At 44.2% G+C, this 20,718-nt stretch carries 11 protein-coding genes; 9 read left to right on the forward strand and 2 right to left on the reverse strand.

Annotated features, from left to right (window positions below; all coding sequences use genetic code 11):
* Nucleotides 1-116 precede the first annotated feature (116 nt).
* Together MKX59_RS14475 and MKX59_RS14480 are read left to right on the forward strand one after the other, a co-directional pair.
* Entirely contained in the window at nucleotides 117-1,697 is a 1,581-nt protein-coding gene (locus tag MKX59_RS14475; RefSeq protein ID WP_023988708.1) for a response regulator transcription factor, read from the forward strand.
* The gene (locus tag MKX59_RS14480) at nucleotides 1,694-3,520 is read left to right on the forward strand and encodes a sensor histidine kinase (RefSeq protein WP_023988709.1); all 1,827 of its coding nucleotides are present in this window, start codon (nucleotides 1,694-1,696) and stop codon (nucleotides 3,518-3,520) included. The genes MKX59_RS14475 and MKX59_RS14480 overlap by 4 nt, the downstream gene beginning before the upstream one ends.
* Nucleotides 3,521-3,564: 44 nt before the next feature.
* Here the strand turns inward: MKX59_RS14480 and MKX59_RS14485 are convergent, their stop codons facing one another.
* A complete protein-coding gene (locus tag MKX59_RS14485) occupies nucleotides 3,565-4,827 on the reverse strand; it encodes a helix-turn-helix domain-containing protein (protein ID WP_023988710.1) in 1,263 nt (420 codons plus the stop codon).
* Between the two features lie 389 nt (nucleotides 4,828-5,216).
* Between MKX59_RS14485 and MKX59_RS14490 the strand changes: the two genes are divergently transcribed.
* Entirely contained in the window at nucleotides 5,217-5,969 is a 753-nt protein-coding gene (locus MKX59_RS14490) for an SDR family NAD(P)-dependent oxidoreductase (protein WP_023988711.1), read from the forward strand.
* 23 nt (nucleotides 5,970-5,992) lie between these two features.
* Complete coding sequence (locus MKX59_RS14495; protein ID WP_023988712.1) at nucleotides 5,993-8,401, forward strand: hypothetical protein; 2,409 nt, start codon at nucleotides 5,993-5,995, stop codon at nucleotides 8,399-8,401.
* Between the two features lie 174 nt (nucleotides 8,402-8,575).
* Here the strand turns inward: MKX59_RS14495 and MKX59_RS14500 are convergent, their stop codons facing one another.
* Nucleotides 8,576-8,770 carry a hypothetical protein gene (locus tag MKX59_RS14500; RefSeq protein WP_023988713.1) on the reverse strand — a complete coding sequence of 65 codons (195 nt, stop codon included), beginning with the start codon at nucleotides 8,768-8,770 and terminating at the stop codon, nucleotides 8,576-8,578.
* A gap of 67 nt (nucleotides 8,771-8,837) precedes the next feature.
* On the opposite strand from MKX59_RS14500, the gene MKX59_RS14505 reads away from it, so the two are divergent.
* The 5 genes from MKX59_RS14505 (at nucleotide 8,838) to MKX59_RS14525 (ending at nucleotide 20,691) form a co-directional block, all read left to right on the forward strand.
* Entirely contained in the window at nucleotides 8,838-11,546 is a 2,709-nt protein-coding gene (locus MKX59_RS14505) for a family 78 glycoside hydrolase catalytic domain (RefSeq protein ID WP_023988714.1), read from the forward strand.
* Nucleotides 11,547-11,697: 151 nt separating this feature from the next.
* Entirely contained in the window at nucleotides 11,698-14,250 is a 2,553-nt protein-coding gene (locus MKX59_RS14510; protein WP_034095033.1) for a glycoside hydrolase family 3 N-terminal domain-containing protein, read from the forward strand.
* A 77-nt stretch (nucleotides 14,251-14,327) separates the two neighbouring features.
* Nucleotides 14,328-16,802, forward strand: coding sequence for a glycoside hydrolase family 3 N-terminal domain-containing protein (locus tag MKX59_RS14515; RefSeq protein WP_076265019.1), 2,475 nt, complete (start codon nucleotides 14,328-14,330; stop codon nucleotides 16,800-16,802).
* Nucleotides 16,803-16,853: 51 nt separating this feature from the next.
* On the forward strand, nucleotides 16,854-19,175 hold the full coding sequence (locus MKX59_RS14520) for a GH36-type glycosyl hydrolase domain-containing protein (protein WP_023988717.1): 2,322 nt from the start codon (nucleotides 16,854-16,856) through the stop codon (nucleotides 19,173-19,175).
* Between the two features lie 292 nt (nucleotides 19,176-19,467).
* Nucleotides 19,468-20,691, forward strand: coding sequence for a cytochrome P450 family protein (locus MKX59_RS14525; protein WP_023988718.1), 1,224 nt, complete (start codon nucleotides 19,468-19,470; stop codon nucleotides 20,689-20,691).
* Nucleotides 20,692-20,718 lie beyond the last annotated feature (27 nt).

The following is a 20,718-nucleotide window of genomic DNA, read 5'->3' on the forward strand; positions in this document are numbered from 1 at the left end:
CGTTATCGTTAGTTTGACAGCATTCCAACACCAATATAACCCGACAGAATTGTAATCTAGCCAAATATATTATAGGATCAGAAATAAAAAAGTCCTATGATAGGAGGTCATTTCAAATGAAGATTCTGATTGCGGATGATGATCCATTTACGCTACAGGGGATAATCGGGGCAATTCACTGGGACCAGTACGGCATTGATATGGTGTTGCAAGCGAGTAATGGAAGTAAGGCGTTAGATATCGCACGCCAAGAGCATCCCGAGCTTCTTTTAACCGACGTACGTATGCCCAAAATGGACGGGATTGAGCTTGCGACCGCTTATCGGGAAATCAATCCGAGCTGTCAGATTATTTTCATGAGTGGATTCTCTGACAAACAATATCTGAAATCCGCAATAAAACTGAGGGCAGTCTCATACGTTGAGAAACCCATAGAAATTAACGAACTACAGGATGCGCTCCAGTTGGCAGTTTCTCAGACTCGGTCGACAGGGCAGAATGCCAAAGTGGAAACGAACATGATGTTGGCCGCAAAACCACTCATCTCGAGCGAACTCGCGATAGCAATTACGAAACCCAAATGTGGCAAAGAACGGATCGATGAATTGGTAGAATTAGCAGGATATACTTTTCCAGCCAGAATGCGTTTGCAAACTTTATTGGTGAAGGTTCGTAAGAAAAACATGCTGAATCCACAACGCGTGGAATTGAACGTAGAAAACATTTATGGTTTGGTCTCTGGTTTGCTGACTGAATCCAGTACTACAGGGATCGCGGCTGTGAAGGACGACTCTCATATCGTCATACACCTGTACGTCGTCTCAGGCAATCTGGATGAACTCCAGGATGCTGCTGACCGATTTGCCTCGAACTTATTGGATATCCTGCCAGACAAGGAGATGGTATTCATCGCTTCAGGCAAAACCGTCATAGGGCTGTCGGCTACTGAAAAATCCTATAGTACAGCGGTAATAGCCTTGCAGCATATGTTCTATAACAATTATTCCGTTTACGGGTATCACGAGAATCAGACACCTGCGTATTCCATTGATCCTCACTTAGTGACTGTGTTCGGGGAACATCTCTCCAAGCAGGAAATCGAGCAAGCGCTTCGGCTTATTTCCAGTCTCACCTTTGATATCAAGCAGCATAAAAACACCATGGTCAACTACGTAAAAGAAATGTATTTCCAGCTTGTGATGACATTGATTCGTGTGTCGGGAGAACGAAATATCCACCTCTTCGATAATACGAATAGCTCGGGATCGATATGGAACATCATGCACGAATTAGAAACCTTGAGCGAGTTGAAAGATTTGATCGTCATGAAGGTGGAGCACTATTCGTCATCAATTATGGAGCAATCTCCTTTTAGTGGTATTGTTAACGGAATTCTTCAATATGTTCATGACCATTACTCGGACATTCATCTATCGATCAGTAAAATCAGTACCCATACGATGCTTACGACTTCCTATCTTTGCAACCGCTTTAAACAGGAGACTGGCCAAACAATTAATCAGTATGTTACGAATTATCGGATTGATAAAGCGAAGGAGCTATTGCGTGACCCTTCGCGCAAGGTGGCTGATGTATCGTTGAGCGTGGGATATAACAATGGAGACTATTTTGCCAAATGTTTTCGTAAATTGACCGGGTGCAATCCATCTGAATACAGGGAGGGGCTTGGAGGATGAAAATGAAGGAGAAAGCACGGTTTTTCCAATTTTTCTCCGATCTCAAGCTTAGAAATAAACTGATCCTTTCCTTCTTCACGCTGATCATACTTCCGCTCGGCGGTTATTTCTATCTGTCTTCTGAGCAACAGTATAAGCAGTTTTTAAATAGGACTTCATTTTCTGTGGAGCGAAACTTTGACCAGTCATTCTCTTTTCTTTCCTTCAAATTTCAACAAATTCGCACAGCGAGCGATATTCTTATATCAGAGAAAATGCTTACCGATGTGATGACATCCGAAGGAAGCACTGATGATTTCTTCATACAGTACAGATATTTTCTGGATTTGAAGCCATTTTTATCTTCCTTGGAAGACCATAGTAATATTCAAAACGTCAAATTATTCGTTAATGAGGAATTGTTCTATTCAGACGAGAACATTAACCTCTTCAGTCTGGAGAAAGCACGTCAGACCTACTGGTTCAAGCGATTGATGGAGAGTGGCAAAGGGATTTTGTGGGCACCAAACTCTTACTTTACAGATTCCGAGGCAAATAAAAATGATTTTTTGGCGGTTCTCCGGCCATTTCGTAACCCCAATGATTATTCGGAATTACTTGGCGTTATCCGATTGGATATTCCGCTCAGCATGGTCACTGATATTCTAAACAATGCCGCACCCATTCAGAACAGCTTGACATATATTCAAAATTCCAATGGGGAACTTGTTGCAAGTTCTAATCTCTCGCTTCAACAGGAATATAACATTGATCAGGATCAGGTAATTCATTCTTCTAAGAGGGACCCTCATTTTGTTAAATTGAAGAAGTCTGAAGTGTATCTACAGAGCAAAATGATTCCCGGAACCGATTGGTATATGGTTACAGTAATTCCGTTAGAGGAAATTGCCGCTGAAAGCAAAGCCATGCTAAAAAACTCAGTTCTTTTGCTCATCGTTATTGGCTTAATCGCTTTGCTCCTATCCATTTTGATATCAAATTATATGACATCACGCCTAACTCAGATCATGCGTAAAATGCGAAATGTACAAGAAGGCAACGTCGTAGCACTCTCACTACCCCCGTCCAGGGATGAGTTCGGGGAGTTAATCGAGAATTATAATTATATGGTTCATAAAATTGGGGGATTGTTAGAAGAACAGTTTCGCTCTGGGCAAGAAATCAAGAGTGCAGAGTTAAAAGCGCTGCAAGCGCAAATCAATCCTCATTTTTTATACAATACACTTGATTTGATGAAATGGATGGCACGCAGCGGAATGACCGACGAGATAGGACAGGTTGTGACCTCGCTCTCGAAGTTCTACAAACTTAGCCTAAGCGGGGGCAATACGATCATTTCCATCCGTGATGAACTTCTTCATGTCAGCAGTTATATGCAAATACAGAGCGCCCGATACGCAAGTAAAATCCAGCTTGATATTCAGGTGGATGAAGCAATTATGGAGTGTGGTATTTTAAAAATTACACTACAGCCTATCGTAGAGAACGCCATCATCCATGGAATATTGTGCACAGATGAAGAAGCCGGTACGATTCGAATAAGGGGCGGTCTCATCAAAGGCAATATTGAGATAATTGTATCGGATGATGGTGAAGGCATGTCCCCGGATACCGTATCCAAATTACTCACTAGCGATCTCCACAATCAAACGAAAGGCAGTGGATACGGTCTGCGAAACATTAATGAGCGAATTCATCTTTTTTATGGTACAAGTTACGGACTTACGTTCCATAGTAAGCCCGGATTAGGTACCGAGGTTATCATCCGTATACCTATGCAGAAACTGCAACATCAATCGAATGTGAATGGGAACCAATCCTAAGAATTTGTATTCTCCGGGCATGCAAATTGAATTTCAGGCTTATTTTAAGATTCACTAAAGGATAAAGCATCAAACTTATTCTTGTTTCGATATTTTTTTGGTGTCAGACCGGTATAGCGCTTAAAAATTTTGATGAAATGGTTCTGATCATAAAAGTTGAGTTTGGTGGCGATGGCAGTTATGGGTTCAGAGGTCAGCTCCAGAAGTTTCTTCGCCTCATCTACCTTTTCTTGTTGAATGAATTGGGTGATAGTCACACCCGTTTCTTTCTTGAATAATTGCGACAAATAGTTTTCCTGCAAACCTACGAGATCCGCTAGAACGGCTAGGGGTATACTTTCATATAAGTGATTGAAAATATACTCCTGGCAAGTCGCAATAGATTTGGAAAGGTGTTTGCGTTTACTTTCGTATACCCGATCCACAAAGTCTATTAATGCGGCGCCGATGGCGGCGACCACTTTATTATATTCATGGAGATCTTCAATACGCTCGATATGAAGATCACTAACGGTATAGGCAACTTCTGGATATAGGCCCCCTTCAATTGCGGCCCGTGTAGCAAGGGCTATAACATACACACCAAGATTTTTAATCTTGCGCAATTGATTGTAGTTAGACAAGATACCGGGTCCATCATGATTAACGGATAAGGTCATATTGTAAAAGGCCGTTTTATCTCCGTTTCGGATGGATCTCAGCAATTGCTTCTCAATCTCAAATACGCCACGAAATTCCAATAACTCACGTCGATCCGAGATTGCGATTGCGGCTTGGTTGCTTGATTCGGCTTGATGTTCGAATTGAACATACTTTTCGGTAATGTCGGTTAGATCCAGCATGATTCCATTGAATAAATGGAAAGCCAAAATTCCGATATGATTAAGACGTTTTGTTGAGTAGAGAGGCAGTTGCTGCAAATATGAAATCCACACCGGTGTCACGCCGTATCCGAATTCACTTAACAAGGCATTAATAATATCATTATTCATCGGTATAACAGTAGACGGACCAATCAAGACAATTGCCTCCATATCACCGTGACGAAGCAGCGGAATAATAACGAAGGATTCTCCAAAATTGGTTGTATGAATAATGGGTACATGTAAAGGCTGCTGAACTTGCTGCTTTAATAACATAACCAGCTCAGAATGGTGTTCAAAAAGTGGGTTGCTCTCTATTGCTTCTATGCCAAAAGAATGGATCTGATCATCATTCATTCTTGTATAAGAAACAGGTAATTGTACGGTTTCGAATAGCAACTTACACGAAGTTTCAATACACTGGTGCCCTTGGTCTGTTCTCACCTCGAATCACATCCTACACATCATAATAAAATACTCTTTTCATAAGAAACATACCATAAAGTGTGCGAATCAAGTATTAAAATGAGTTACATATTCCAATCGAGGTGATTAAACTGACAACATTCTCTGAAAACTCAAAATTAGGTGAATTGCTTTCCAATGAAACAGCAGTCAATGTTCTGGAGAAATACCTTCCGGGGATCTCTACAAGTCCGATGGTCAGCATGGGGAAGGGTTTCACTCTGAAGCAACTTAGCGTTATTCCGCAAGCAAACATTTCTGATGAACTCCTTTCATCCATACTATTGGACTTGTCAAGCATTCCCGTAGGAGATCCAAAACCTTCACAAGAGAATACCCTGACTAACAGCTCAAAGGAAACACTCTCCATGAACGGGTCCGTCGCGATCGTGACTGGAGCCGGTGGCTGCATCGGGCGGGCATCATCTCTTAAACTATCTCAATCTGGATACAAGATCGTAGCTGTAGACTTTAACGCGGGAACGGGAGAAGAGACTGTTGATTTAATCCGTGCGCAGGGTGGAGAAGGGCTTTTTGTTCAAGCCGATGTTTCTAAGGAAGAAGACGTCGAACGTTACACGAAAGCTGCGCTCGACAGTTACGGTCGAATTGATGTCTTTTTTAACAACGCAGGGATTTTGCAAAAGTTTTCATTGATTGAAGACCTCAGTGCATCTGAATTTGATCGAATCATGAACGTAAATGTACGCGGTGTTTTCCTGGGTCTGAAAAAAGTACTTCGCATCATGAACGCCCAAGGATCTGGTTCCATCATCAACACCGCATCTACTGCAGGAATTCGTGCTGAACATAGTATGTCGGCCTATACTGCAAGCAAGCATGCCGTCATCGGTTTAACCAAGTCGGCAGCGATCGAATATGTGCGCAAAGGTATTCGTGTAAACGCTATCTGTCCGGGCGGTGTCGACACAGCACTTACCCAGTCGGTGCCTATGATGATGCAGGAATCCGGTTATACACCGGAAGGGTTCCCAAACATGCGTCTTGGACGTTTTGCTGAACCTTCAGAAATAGCTGAAATGGTTGTATTCTTGGCATCCGATAAGTCGAGCTACATCACAGGTTCTATCATTGCGGTGGACGGTGGATTGACATTGTAAGAACTTAAAGGAGGAGGACTACGATGAAACAAAGAATCAAGATTGATAAAGTCGCTCCAAACACAGGCGTATTGGATTTTTCGCATTTGTTGGATGCTCCTGCAGGTAAGCACGGATTCACAGAGGTCCGGAACGGAAATTTGTATTTTGCCGATGGAACCCGTGCTAAGTTCATCGGCTTCAACTTGCCCACTCGATCCAACACGCCAGACCATCAAACTGCTGAACGACTTGCGGAACGATTTGCATCTTTGGGCGTAAACGTCATCCGTCTTCATGCAGCCGATGCCCCCATGGGCCTCTCTGGATGGAGTTCGAGCCAAAAAAATCCGTTAATTGATTACCATAGCGGTTCGAGCAGATTTTTCAATGATACGGGGCTTGACCGTTTTGATTATTTGGTTGCAAAGCTAAAAGAGAAAGGGATCTATATTCAGATAGATCTGCTGGTAGCTCGCGTTTTTCAAGAAGGAGATGATTTGGATTACCCTGACGCGCCGCCTTTCTTCTACAAAAGCTTCACCCACGTCAATGAGAGACTAATTGAACTTCAGAAAGAATATGCAACCAAGCTGCTCTGTCATGTGAATCCATATACGGGTCTGGCTTTGATTGATGATCCTGCAGTGATGACCATTCAGGTCAATAACGAAGATTCTGTCTTTCGCGGTACAGAGGATATCAAGGATGAAAAGGGCATCATACCCTATCGGCAAGAGTTGCAACGTCGTTTTAACCGGTACCTGCTGGCCAAGTACGATTCCAGAAAAAATATGGCCAAGGCCTGGACGCATAATGGGGTTTGTGCTCTTGGGGAAGAGGAAGACCCTGAGGCGGGAACAGTACTTTATCCAGAAGGTAGTTTCTATCAGGTACCTAACGACCCGATGGGTGAATGGACGGACCGTGTCAGCCCAGCACGCTATGCCGATTTTATGGAATTTGGCATCAGTGTAAACCGCCGATACTACAGTACAATGATGGACCATATTCGTTCTCTTGGTGCGAAAGTCCCTCTAAATACCAGCAACCTCCTGAATGGTACAGCAGATATATATTCCCATTCTGATGCAGACATTATGGAGAACAACACATACTTCAACCATCCGATGCCGCCATTTCATCAGGAAACGCTGGTTGTGCCCGGAATGCGTGAAGCTGTAACTTCCAATCCTCTGACCGTGCATAAAGATGGGGAATACATGCGCACCGAGATGCTTCAAATGGCCAGTACAGCCGTGGTGGCGGGGAAACCCTTCATCCTTAGCGAGTGGAATGAATACGGAGTTAATCCGTTCCACTCTACTTCGTTTATTTCCATGGCGTCTTATGCCTGCCTGAACGATTGGGATGGTCTCATGCTCTATTGTCATCATACGTCTGAAAGCTGGGATGACCAGCCTGATGATGTCATCGCCGACATATTTGATGCTTATAATGATCCATCTCTGATTTGCCAGTTTGGTTTTATGGCTGAATTATTTCTTGGCAGCCTGGTACGACCTGCAGAGCATCGGGTGGATCTGGTCTTTACAAAGAACGATTTAAAGACTCTGCCGTCTTCCTTTAGCATGCCTAACACTTTTCTTCCTTACATCACCCGTATGCGCAACGTATTTTTGGATCAAGGCGATGCCTATATTGGCGATGCAGACGTCGCTATCACTGCGGGCTTTGTGAATAATGGGGATCTTGCTCAAGCTAAACATGCCGTTTACTATTCTTGGTCAACCTACAGAGACGCTATGAGACATGCAAGCGGTGAAGGACGACTCGAAAAACTGACGCAGCAGACGGATGAAGAATTGCCAGGTGCAGCTTTGGGAGACAAAATTCTAGTGTATACGGATATCGCTTCTTTGGCTGGGAACGGCGACTACACTGCTTTTGCGGCCAACCTGGATGCAGCAATGAAACGCTGGGGTCTTTTGCCTGATGACCGTGGTCTTGTGGGCAACGCTCTTGTCTCAGATACCGGCGAGATCCATTTTGATCCAATAGCGGGGACTTTCCGCATCCAGACCGAAGGCTGCACTTATTTTAGCGGTAATCCAGCCAACGATATTTCATTAACGAAGCATGTGACCCTTTCTGTTAACAATAATCGCCTCTCCGTGGCAGTGTTACCTAAGGATTCCGAATTCGTAGATCGTGCAAACACTTTTCTTTTAACATTGCTCGGAAAAAGCGGTATGGATGAAACCGTATTCACTAAAAAGGGGTTCATAACCATTGTCGATCATCAGGGGAAGTTATATGTGGATACTCCTGAAGGATCCTTGTTTGCAAGAAGCAAAAATGCCACGCTAACTGCTTTGGACACAGTAGGTACCCCAGTTTCCGACATCCAAGGGACACCTTCTGAGGGCGGGATGATTTTCAAATTGGACGGAACACTCCCTGCAGTCCACTTCCTACTGAAATTGAATTAAAGATACTAGTCAGCAAACTTAAATTGTACCAAACCAAAAGCACGACCACTCAAGGTCGTGTTTTTGCGTATGATTTATCTATCTAGTCCACTTTAGTTACCCTGAGGAGTGGGCTGAGCAATGAGTTGAATCGATAGGACATACACTTCGACTGGTACAACATATTTGGCTTAATTACAATTCTGTCAGGTTATATTTCTGTGCTGCAGCTGTCAAACTGATGATAACGCTCTTGCGATAGTGGGAAAGAGTAGGAGAAGTTTCCACGCTTACAGCATACTCCAATGCGGTTTTTTTTATAAAAGTCTGAATATGAACAACGAAATGTCTTTGGAAGAGCAGAGAAGAGGCAGCTTGTAATTTTATCATAGAGAGAATCGAGGCTCCTAAATCTATCATTGCGCAGAGAGTTTTATACATCGAAAGGAGAATAACATTGATTGGACAATGGAGTACGACCATTCAGACACCATTTTTACAATATATTACGGTATTTACGATTACCAAAGATGAAAAAAACGTCAAGATTAGAATAGAAAGTGATCCTTTACCCTTACACCTCACGTTTGATGACATTCGGGTGGATAAAAATAAACTCCATGCTACCGGCAAGAACGATTCGTGGCAACCTGTCGAACTTGACCTTGTCTTTCAGGAAAAACATTTTTCCGGCGTATTGACATTGCCGGCAATCGGAGCGATTCAGTTTGAGGGGGAGAAGGGGAGGGGAATGTCGTTTCGGGATAAACTGCAAGTTTACGGCGACCTTTCCGTTAGAGAAAATCGATACTGGCATGCCAAATGGATCTGGGATACTCAGCAACCTGAGGAACAGGGCAACCAGAATCATCGCCTTGTATTTTTTAGAAGAAACTTCTTTGTAAAGGAAGGTATTGCACCTAAACTGATCGTGGACATTACTGCGGATAGCAGATACAGGCTCTATGTCAATGGAATTTCTGTATCTGTCGGCCCCTGTAAAGGAGATGCTCATACCACATATTACGAAACAGTTGATGTAAGCGATTACTTACATTCGGGCCATAACGTATTGGCGGTCAGAGTACTGCGTTACCCAAGTATAGAACCTTTTAAATATGGCGAGAGTGGTCCCCTCTCCATTTGGCGGACGCAATCTGCTGGGCTGTTGGTAGAAGCCAGTCTGCGAGACAAGTCAGGGAACGAATTGGAATCGCTTCACTCCAATCATCAATGGCTTACGTATCGACATCAAGCATATAGAAATGTCCCTAGTGAGTTAATCATGTGGTTAGGAGGTACTGAGGAAGTTGATGGACAGGGCGCGCCACAAGGCTGGGAACAACATGACTTTGATGACACGCAATGGAGGAATGCAATTCCTTTCGCTGATACCAGGTATCCTTATGGCGTCTTAAGTACTTGGAATCTGACTCCAAGGCCAATTCCGTTCATGTACGAGAAAGAACAAAGATTCGTGAAGATCACAAAAATTCATGGAATTAAACGTTCTATGGCCGAGAATCTGTTGTGTTCTTCCAATACAGAAAGGGGAGTCCCTATCCCTGCCAGGCAGCAAGTTCATATGGATTTAGACGCAGGTGAACTAACAACGGGTTATCTTTCGATTCGATTAAGGGGAGGAAAGGGCAGTACCGTTAAATTACTTGCGGCGGAGTGTTATGAAGGGCAAGACAGTCAAATGTGGCAGCGAAACAAAGGTAACCGGGAAGATCATAACGGCCAGCTTCTAGGTGATTACGATACGTATAGAGTCAGTGGAAGCGCTAGTAAACAAATTGAGGAAGTGTACGAACCCTTTTGGTTCCGGACTTTCCGCTACGTGCGCTTGGAGATCGAAACAGCGGACGTTCCTATTGATTCTATTCAAGTGAGCTATAGAGAAACAGGTTATCCACTTGATGTAACAGCCGAATTTGAGTCTTCGGATCAGGAACTTAATACCATCTGGGATCTGAGCGTAAGGACATTGCGCCGTTGTATGCACGAAACCTATGAAGATTGCCCCTATTACGAACAGCTGCAGTACGCCATGGACAGTCGCTTGATGATGCTATACACCTATCACATTAGTGCGGATGACCGAATGGCACGACGAACCATTGATGATTATTATCGTTCAAGAATGCCGTCGGGTTTGCTGCAATCACGTTATCCATCTCTTCAATCACAGGTCATCCCTTCGTTTGCACTGTATTGGGTCGACATGTTAGCAGAACATTATGCATATTACGGTGACCTCGAACTGATTATGAAATATCGTCCCGCTATGATCGAGCTAATGGACTGGTTTCATCACAGGTTGACCAACGATGGCATCATCGGCGTTACCTCGAATCTATACTGGACTTACTTTGATTGGGTTGAATCATGGCCAGTCGGTGCGCCACCGGAAAGTCAGGAACGCCCGATGTTTTTACTAAGCTTTATGTATGCAGCCGCTTTGGAGAAATGTGCTTCATTATTGCAGATAACGGGTTGGCCAGATGCAGCCAGAACAATGTTAACAAGAATGGAACAAGTCCGTTCTTCCTTGAAGCAACTTGCCTGGAGCGAGGAGCGCCAGTTATTTCGTGATTTGCCTGACCTTGAAATTTATAGCCAACATACGCAAGTGATGGCAGTACTATCAGAGGTCGTAAAGGGTGAGGAAGCAAAACGACTCATGGAACGCGCTTTATCCGAATCGATTCATCGCGTGACGTTACCATTTTCTTATTTACTGTTCCAAGCATTGAAAAAAGTCGGCATGCAATCCGAGATCTTCCAATTGTGGGATCGTTGGCGTGTCTTTGCCTCGCAAGGTTTAACAACGCTTCCCGAAACAGAAGTAAATCCGAGAAGTGACTGTCATGCCTGGAGCGCTGTTCCACTTGCAGAATTCCCAGCCACTATTCTCGGTATCATGCCAACAAGTTCAGGGGCGACCAGCTTCCGAATTGAACCTCAAGTTGGATCACTCACATGGGCAAAGGGTAGCATCGCTACGAAACATGGAATGGTTAACGTCGAGTGGAGCTTAGGTGATAGCGTCTTCAAGATTGCCATCTCTGTACCTGAAGGAATCCAAGCTGAAGTCAAGTTACCAGACGGGTCTGAGCAAGTCTTGAGCGGTGAGGGAAAATTCAGTTGTTTCATGAAGTAATAACCTTTGTTTCACTGCAAGCTGAGACATCCTAATATAGAAAGAATAATCATTGTTCGGTTTGTCAGAGCGCGGTAGATATGCTGTGCTCTTTTAAATACTGTCGTTGGAAGATCCCTTCAAATTTTTCCTTGAAAGTGAGTTGAATCGTATGATCGGCACCTGGCATTTTCTGCATCAAACCCCGGATACGACGATTAAGATGCAGTTCATCATTGAAAATAAAGAAGCTATTGCTTTATCTGTTATCCTGGAGCCTTTTCCATTTCCAGTTGAAATCCACACCGTGACGGTTGAAGAGAATCTGTTACGAGCCAGAGGCATGTCACAGTTTGTCCCCGGTGAATCTTTCGAATTTGATTTGACCTTCGAAGATCAGGGATTCCAGGGCAGGATCAAACTTCCCCACCAGGAAGCCTTCTTCGTAAAGGGTACAAAAGGGACAGGTCCCTCCCTCGAAGATTTACTGATTTCAACGCTCGCTCCTTACCGGAAGAAAGATGTACGGCAACGCGACGATCAGGAGATCCGTCAAGCCGTTGAAGCCCTGCTGAACAACATGTCCATCACGGATAAAATCGGTCAGATGAGCCAGTGTATGTCGACCAATCTCTCCCTCGGATCAGATATCTCGTCTGATACGCCGGAGAAACTGATTAGGGAAGGCCGCGTGGGCTCGGTACTCTCTGCTGTAAACAGTAACCGTGTGTTCGAATTGCAGAAAATTGCGATAGAACAGTCTCCCCACGGTATTCCATTGTTATTTAACTTTGATGTGATCCACGGCTTTCAGACAGTTTTCCCGGTACCACTTGCCTGGTCCTGCAGCTGGGACATGGCAGCAATCCAAGAAGCTAACGCGATTGCCGCAAAAGAAGCCAGTGCTACCGGAATAAACTACAACCATGGGCCGATGGTGGATATTACAAGAGACCCGCGTTGGGGGCGTGTCGTTGAAGGCGCAGGCGAGGATCCATACTTGGGCAGCTTAATCGCCAAAGCGCAAGTCGAAGGTTTTCAAGGGGACAGCTTATTCGATCCAGAGACAATTATTGCTTGTTTAAAACATTTTGTCGCATACGGGGCTGCGGAAGCAGGTCGGGATTACAATACAGTGGATATTTCGGAAGGCACGCTCCGCAATGTGTATTTGCCGCCGTTTCAAGCAGGGATTGAAGCCGGGGCAGGTTCGGTTATGAATTCCTTTAATACTTACCAAGGCGTGCCAGTGGCAGCAAGCCGCTACATCCTTAATGATTTGCTGCGAAGAGAGTTAGGCTTTGACGGAATATTGATTTCCGATTATGGCTCCATAGATGAAATTGTCGCTCACGGAAATGCGAAAGACAGTAAGGAAGCAGCCAAAAAAGCACTTGAGGCAACCATGGACATCGAAATGGTTACCCGTTCGTATGATCACCTGCATGAATTAAATGAACAAGGTCTCGTTGTCGTAGAACAATTAAATGAAGCTGTACGGCGCATCCTGACCTTTAAATATAAGATCGGGATTATGGATGATCCGTTTCGCTATGTTCGTCCGGAGAAAGAGAAGGAATATCACTTTCATCCGAAGCATTTGGAGGCGAGCCGGACGTTGGCGCAGAAGTCCATTGTTCTCTTGAAAAATAACGGCGTTCTCCCGCTTGCAAACAGGGAACAAAAGCTCGCGGTGATCGGTCCATTCGGCGATAGCAAGGATATGCTGGGTCCCTGGCAGTGGTCCCGATATTCGAAGGAGACCGTTACGCTGAGAGAAGGTCTAGAAGAGAACGGGATTCCGAAGACCCACCTGCTGGTGGAAGCTGGCTGTAAGGTTGAAGAAGCATTGGACGGGGGAGTCGAGCGGGCTGTTGCAGCGGCGGAACAAGCGGATATCGTCATTCTGGCGCTCGGAGAGAGCAGTGAACTATCTGGTGAGGCTGCGTCCCGCATGGACATTACACTGCCGAAGGTACAACAGGAGCTTGCGGAGGCCATCGTTCGTGTGGGCAAGCCGACTGTATTGGTCCTGACCAATGGACGTCCTCTGGTCCTGGATTGGTTTGAGCACCATGTGGATGCCATTGTTGAGACGTGGTTTCTAGGATCTCAAGCGGGGCATGCCATAGCCGATGTGCTCCTGGGGGAATATAATCCTTCCAGCAAACTGACGATGAGTTTCCCCGTACATGTCGGACAAGTACCGGTATACTATAACCACTTTAAAACCGGGAGACCCGTAACGGAAAGCAATAGAGGGGAAAAGTTCTTTTCCAGATATATCGATGGCTCCAATGATCCGTTATACCCGTTCGGTTACGGCCTAAGCTATACAACTTTTGAGATTTCGGACATTCGATTATCGCAGACGCAGATGACAGATTCGGGAACGATAGTTGCCAGTGTAACAGTTACGAATACAGGAGCGGTATCGGGAGAAGAAACTGTTCAGATGTACATCCAGGATCTGTACGGCAGCGTGGTTCGTCCCGTAAAGGAGCTGAAAGGGTTTAAAAAAGTGAAATTGGCAGCAGGTGAAGCAAAAGAAATCTGCTTCAGTATCACTACAGCGGAGTTGGTGTACTGGAATCCGAATCAGACGTATGTCGCTGAACCGGGGGATTTCAAGGTATACATCGGCTCAAGTTCCCTTGATGTGAAAGAGGCATCGTTCGAACTTGTACAGCCAGCACAGAGTAAGACAGATCAAGTGGCCCAATGAAAACGAGAGTCGTTTTAAGAGAAGAGCTGGCTTATGCCGTATATCTAAACGGAGACATTATGACTAGGAGGTAAGAGATGATTTACAAAGATGCAAGTAACTCTATTCATGAGAGAGTCGAGGATTTAATTGGAAGAATGACATTGAAGGAGAAGGTAGCCCAGTTATATTGTGCAAATTCATATGGTGGAGAATCCGTTTATGACACCAGAACCGAAAAGTTAAAGGACGGAATTGGGACCATAAGCTACTTAAATGACTCCTTTACGGGTGATCTAAAAAAAGATAGGGAGACTATAGAAGGCATACAAAAATTTCTTGTCGAGGAAACGAGATTGGGCATTCCGGGGCTGATTCACAGTGAAGGAATAGCTGGGGCGCAGATCCCCAGTGCAACAACATTTCCCCAGTCTCTTAATCTTGCTTCAACTTGGGAGCCGGACTTGGCACAAAAAATGGGTACGGTTGTCAAAAAGCAATTAATGGCTTTTGGATTCAAGGCCGTACATTCCCCTCTGTTCGACTTGTCAAGAGATCCAAGATTCGGAAGAGTTGGTGAAACTTACGGGGAAGATCCCTATGTAGTTGCGCAGATGGGCGTTTCTTTTGTCAAAGGAATACAAGGGGATCATGAGGTAATGGCTACCGCCAAGCATTTTGTCGGCTACGGAAATGCTGAAGGGGGACGAGGTGGTGGAGAACAGCAAATTTCCGAGAGAAGATTGTTGGATAGTTATTGCTTTCCTTTTGAAGCAGCCATTCATGAGGCAAACATAAAAGCTGTAATGAATAGTTATGGGATGTTAAATGATCAGGCCGTGTCTACGTCAAAATGGCTTCTTACAGACATATTAAGAAACAAGCTGGGCTTTCAGGGGCTAGTTGTAGCTGATTATGGTAGTATCACACATGCATTTTTACGGTATAGAGTGGCAGAGGATGCTAAAGAGGCAGGAATTCTGGCATTAAAATCCGGAATGGATGTGGAACAGCCCGGCAACCAATGTTACCAGCACTTGGTAGAAGCAGTTGAGTCTGGCGAACTTGAAGAGGCACATATTGACCTTTCGCTAAGACGGGTTCTAGAGACCAAGTTCACATTAGGACTATTCGAGAATCCTTATGGAGAAGGCGATTTCTTCAATGAAATTAAAAAAGTGGAGAATGCGGAATTATCGTTAGAGATTGCGGAGAAATCAATGGTTTTGGTGAAAAATGAGGACAATATTCTGCCACTCCAAAAGAAGCTGAAAATAGCGCTGATCGGCCCCAACTCAGATACTAAAACTAATTTCTTTGGGGGATATTCATCGGTAGGATCGGCTAGCACAAAAAGCAGTGATTTCGATAAATCCGAAGAAGATACTTTCCTGAGAATGATTTATACAGGAACCATTACCGACAATAAAGAGTCATTAAAATCGATGGGAATTGAATTTGAGGAACAGCCAACCCCTGAACAAAGAGAAATCATTATGAATATGCTCAGAGAAAATTTAAATTCTGATGATTCCTCCAAAAGAGTCTATAAAACGAACGAAGAATTTGTTCAATTATTCTATTCAGATTGTAAATCTGTAAAAGAAGTCATGGAAGCAGAGTTTGGGAAAGATCATGTGCTCCACGCTAAAGGCTGCAATATGTTCAAGGCCATAGATGGAGGGATTGAAGCAGTAAAAGATGTGGTACAGCAAGCGGATGTTGTGATTGCGGTTTTAGGCGGCAAAGAAAGCATGATCGATCCGGAAGCTACTTGCGGTGAAAACAAGGATAACATCAACATTGGTCTTGAGAAACCTCAACTGGAAATGATGGAAGAAGTATTTAAGCTGAATAAACCTGTTATTTCAATTATTATTGATGGCCGACCATTAGCTACACCTTTTGTTAGCGAACACAGTAAAGCAGTCTTGTATTCCTGGCTTCCGGCACAGTCTGGAGCTGAAGCCATTGTGAACATTCTTACCGGCAAGACTAATCCGAGCGGTAAGCTGCCGGTGACTATTGTGAAAGAAGCTGGCCAGATTCCAATGTATAACAGCAGATTGCCACTCTATATTGATATTAATGAATATGCTGAATATATTAAAACCAACCAAAATACACCGCTATATCCGTTTGGACATGGATTAAGCTATACACAATTTGAATACAGCGATTTGGTACATGACGGAACGGTTCAGGCAGACGGTGAACTGAACATCGAATTTAAGCTGAGAAACGTGGGACAAGTTACGGGGGATGACGTGGTTCAGGTTTATATCCGGGATCAAGTGAGCAGTGTTGCAAGACCTGTGAAGCAGCTGGTCGGATTTGCACGAGTTACCTTATATGTAAACGAAACAAAGAGAATTGCGTTCAAGGTGAATATGAAACAACTGGCATTTCATGACTTGAATATGGACCAAGTGGTGGAACCCGGAACTATGGAAGTATTTATAGGTGCTTCATCCCAAGATATTCGATTAAAAGGTCCCTTTGAGATTATAGGGGAAAAACTTAATGTTGAACGAAAGGTATTTTCATCAAAGGTAACAATTGCAGAACTATAAAACTAAACTAGCAGTTCCTCTATTTCAATACCGTTTATTAGGAGTGAGAGAATGAGAGCTGAAAAAATCCACCGTTTTAGCGAAGATGGAATTTCCTGTATCATTGATACGCCACGGACCCCAAGGCATTGGTACAATTACTTGTGGAGCGAGCAAGGGTATTGCACCCAGGTTTCCCAAATCGGCCATGGCCGTAGCTACTATATCAATTCAAAAGCAGACATGTGTATGATTAATAATCAGGATGCCAAATACTTGTATTTACGTGATGATGACTCTAACGTGTACTGGAATATAGGGGAAGGCCCCTTAAACGAAGAAGTTGAGGATTACTCGTGCGAGCACAATATCGGATATTCCATCCTTCAATCCCAAAAGAACGGCGTCCATGCTTCCTGGAAGCTTTTTGTGCCACATGAAGGCTACAACGAGGTATGGGTGGTCAAAGTAAAGAATAATACGGATAAATTAAAGCGAATCAGCCTCTTTTCCACCGTGAGCTTTGAATTGGAAGGCTTTGAATACCCACGGTATTATGAAATGTACAGAAGCTGTGAAACCTTCTTTGATGAAAAGCTGAACGGCGTTTACTGCGCGTCCAAACATCCCTTTGCTCCCCATAATAGATATAACGGTTATATCGCCTGCTCGGAAACCGTCCATGCCTTTGATGGTAATCTAGGAGAGTTTCTAGGAGAACTAGGGACATATACACAATTGGATTCCATGCCGGCACCGTTATTCCAGCGACCTGATGTTGTCGTTAAAGGTCGAGATTGTACGAATTCTCTAACCACGCTAGTCAACCTTGGCGGCGTCTTGCAAAATAAACTGGTACTGGCACCTGGTGAAGAGAAGGAGCTATATTATGTGCTGGGTGTCAGCGAATCGTTGGAGGAAGCGGTTCAAACTGCGGAACGTTATAGCAACCGTAAGTGTATCGAACAAGCATTAAAAGAAATTAAAGAGCATCAGACAAGCAAATACGCAAGTCTACACATTGACACGCCTAATGAGAAGCTGAATGTAATAATGAACGAATGGGTGAAGAAACAGGTAGACTTCTGCATCGTTGGCAAGAAAGGAGTGCGTGACAATCTTCAAATTGCTGTTGGCCTTCTCAACTACAGACAGGAGAGAGCCAAAGAGGAAATCATCGAATGCTTGCGGCATCAGTTTAAGGCCGGGCACGCTGTACTGACGTGGTATCCTTATGATGCTACCCGTTATTCAGACCAGCCGTTCTGGATTATCTGGGCGGTTTGTGAGTTGATTAAAGAGACCGGGGATTATTCTCTTCTGAATATGGAGATCGATTTCCAGGACGAAGGCTCGGCAACAATGCTTGAACATGTGAAGTCAGCCGTCAACCGGTTGATTGAAGATAAAGGAAAACATGGCCTGATGCGGATTTTCTTTGCAGATTGGAACGATGCTCTGAACATTACAACGGATCCAGATGCGGAATCCGTCATGCTGTCCGAGCAGTTCTGCTATGCACTGAAAGAACTGTCAGTGTTGATCCGGCGACTAGGGGACACCGCTTATGCTGAATACTTGGACGAACAGTATTGTATCATCCGCAAAGCGATTAATGACACTGCTTGGGATGGAAGCTGGTATATGCGGGCTCTTAGTAAAGAAGAGAATATCGGCTCCAAAGACAGTGATGGAAGCAAGATCTACATTAACGCACAATCGTGGGCCGTACTAGCCGATATTCCGGATGAAGAGAAGTTGCCCAAGGTACTGGAATCTATGGACAGCATGGAGCATGATTTCGGCTTCCCCATCAACATGCCTCCCTATATGGAGTATTCGCCACATGTAGGCAGGATGGCCGGCATGCTGCCCGGGCTATTTGAGAATGGGGGAGTTTACTGCCACGCGACCGGTTTCAAAATTATGGCGGATTGCAAGGCTGGCAGGGGCGCAGAAGCCATACGTACATTACTGAAGATCATTCCGGACAGTGACGCGAATCCTTCCACACAATCCGGCGCGGAGCCGTATGTCTTCACGAATTGTTATTCGATTCACCCCAAATATTATGGGAAGTCATATCAATCTTGGACGACCGGAACCTCGGCATGGGGACTCATGTCGCTCTTGGAGGGGATTATGGGGATCAAGCGGGATTATGATGGCCTCCGGATTGACCCATGTTTCCCTGCAGATTGGGAGCAAGCCCAGGTGTACAGGGAATTCCGTGGCACACGTTACGAAATTACCATTCGAAACCCATCAGGGTTGTCCAAAGGAAAACCGGAGATAGAAGTGGACGGAAGGCATGTTACTGGAGATCTGCTACCCCTCTTTCAAGATGACCAGATTCATCGGGTAGAAGTAGTACTTAAGCCTATTAGCTTGTAATTCGCATCTTGAAGTAAAAAAACGGTTGGACACGAGTAATCATCACTGTCCAACCGTTTTTGTTTCTAAAGATTAGGGACAGAGCGCAGATCACAAAACTCAAAAGATTCCTGTCAAATAGAATTAACAGCAATAAACATAATTTCATACCTTTTTTATAATTAACATACCATATTATCTGCAATAAAAAGAGTACTCTAAAAAAGAGGTTAGGTGGATTGGGTAGATTCGAAAATTAATTGGAAATCTTAATGATCTCAATACTATTAAGAACTGTCGAGGAGGAATAAAAATGTTTAAAAATGAGAATTCAAACCAAGCCGGTTTGAAAGTTGACTTTTTGGATCAACCCTTCATTCAGAATCCTTTTCCAGTCTACGAGAAGCTTCGTGCGGATGAGCCTATTCATCGTTTCTTTCTGCCAGGTGGTCAATATGCCTGGATCGTATCACGTTATGAGGATGCCGTTGATATCCTACAGGACAAACGCTTTGTTACTAGTCATCCTCATCATGGTATGGCTGGAGAGCAAGCCCCTCATAGGGAGATTATCTTACAGAACCTGATTAGTGTAGGGCCGGAAGATCACCGCCGTTTACGTCGATTGATTCAAAAAGCATTCACACCTCGAATGATCGAACGATTACGTGGAAGAATTGAGGAAATTAGTGATGACCTGCTGAATAAAATACTTGCTAGCGGCAAACGTGAAATAGATCTTATTGAGGAATATGCTTTCCCATTGCCACTCATCGTTATCTGTGAAATGTTAGGTGTACCTATAGAAGATCAGGACAAATTCCAATTGTGGTCAAACACGATAATGGAAAGCGTCAGCAATCCTCAAATGGGCCAAGAAAGTGATCAGGTTATGAAAGAGTTTGTAGATTACCTGCACGCACTAATTACTGAACGCCGTAAAGAGATTAAAGAAGATCTAATCAGTGATCTTATCAACGTGGAAGAAGCGGGGGACAAGTTAACGGAGAAGGAACTCTATGCACTCGTGTTCGTGCTCATTATTGCTGGACATGAAACCACGGTGAACCTTATTGGCAATGGGATACTCGCTCTCTTGGAGAACCCGGAGCAAAAGCAACTTTTAATGAATGACCCTGATTTGATTCAGCCTGCCGTTGAAGAAATTCTGCGATTCAACGGTCCCGCCGAAGTCAGCAATGTACGCTGGGCAACGGAAGACGTCGAACTTGAAGGTAATCAGATCCGTCAAGGCGATATGATGTTTATTGCTTTATCATCTGCCAATCGGGATGCGAATAAATTTGACGAACCAAACACGTTTGATATCACTCGCAAGATCAATGATCATATTGCTTTTGGGAAAGGTGTTCATTACTGCCTTGGGGTGCCTCTTGCCCGACTTGAAGGAGAAATTGCAATTCAGGATCTTCTTCACAAGCTCCCAAAAATTCAATTGAATACCAACATAGATCTGTTGGAATGGAGAACGGGAATGATTATCCGTGGCCTCAAGACGTTACCCATATCGTTCTGAGTAAGGAATTGCAGCCAATTTTTTGAT

Origin of the sequence: Paenibacillus sp. FSL R7-0340, assembly GCF_038002205.1 — a bacterium.
Taxonomy (GTDB): domain Bacteria; phylum Bacillota; class Bacilli; order Paenibacillales; family Paenibacillaceae; genus Paenibacillus; species Paenibacillus polymyxa_B.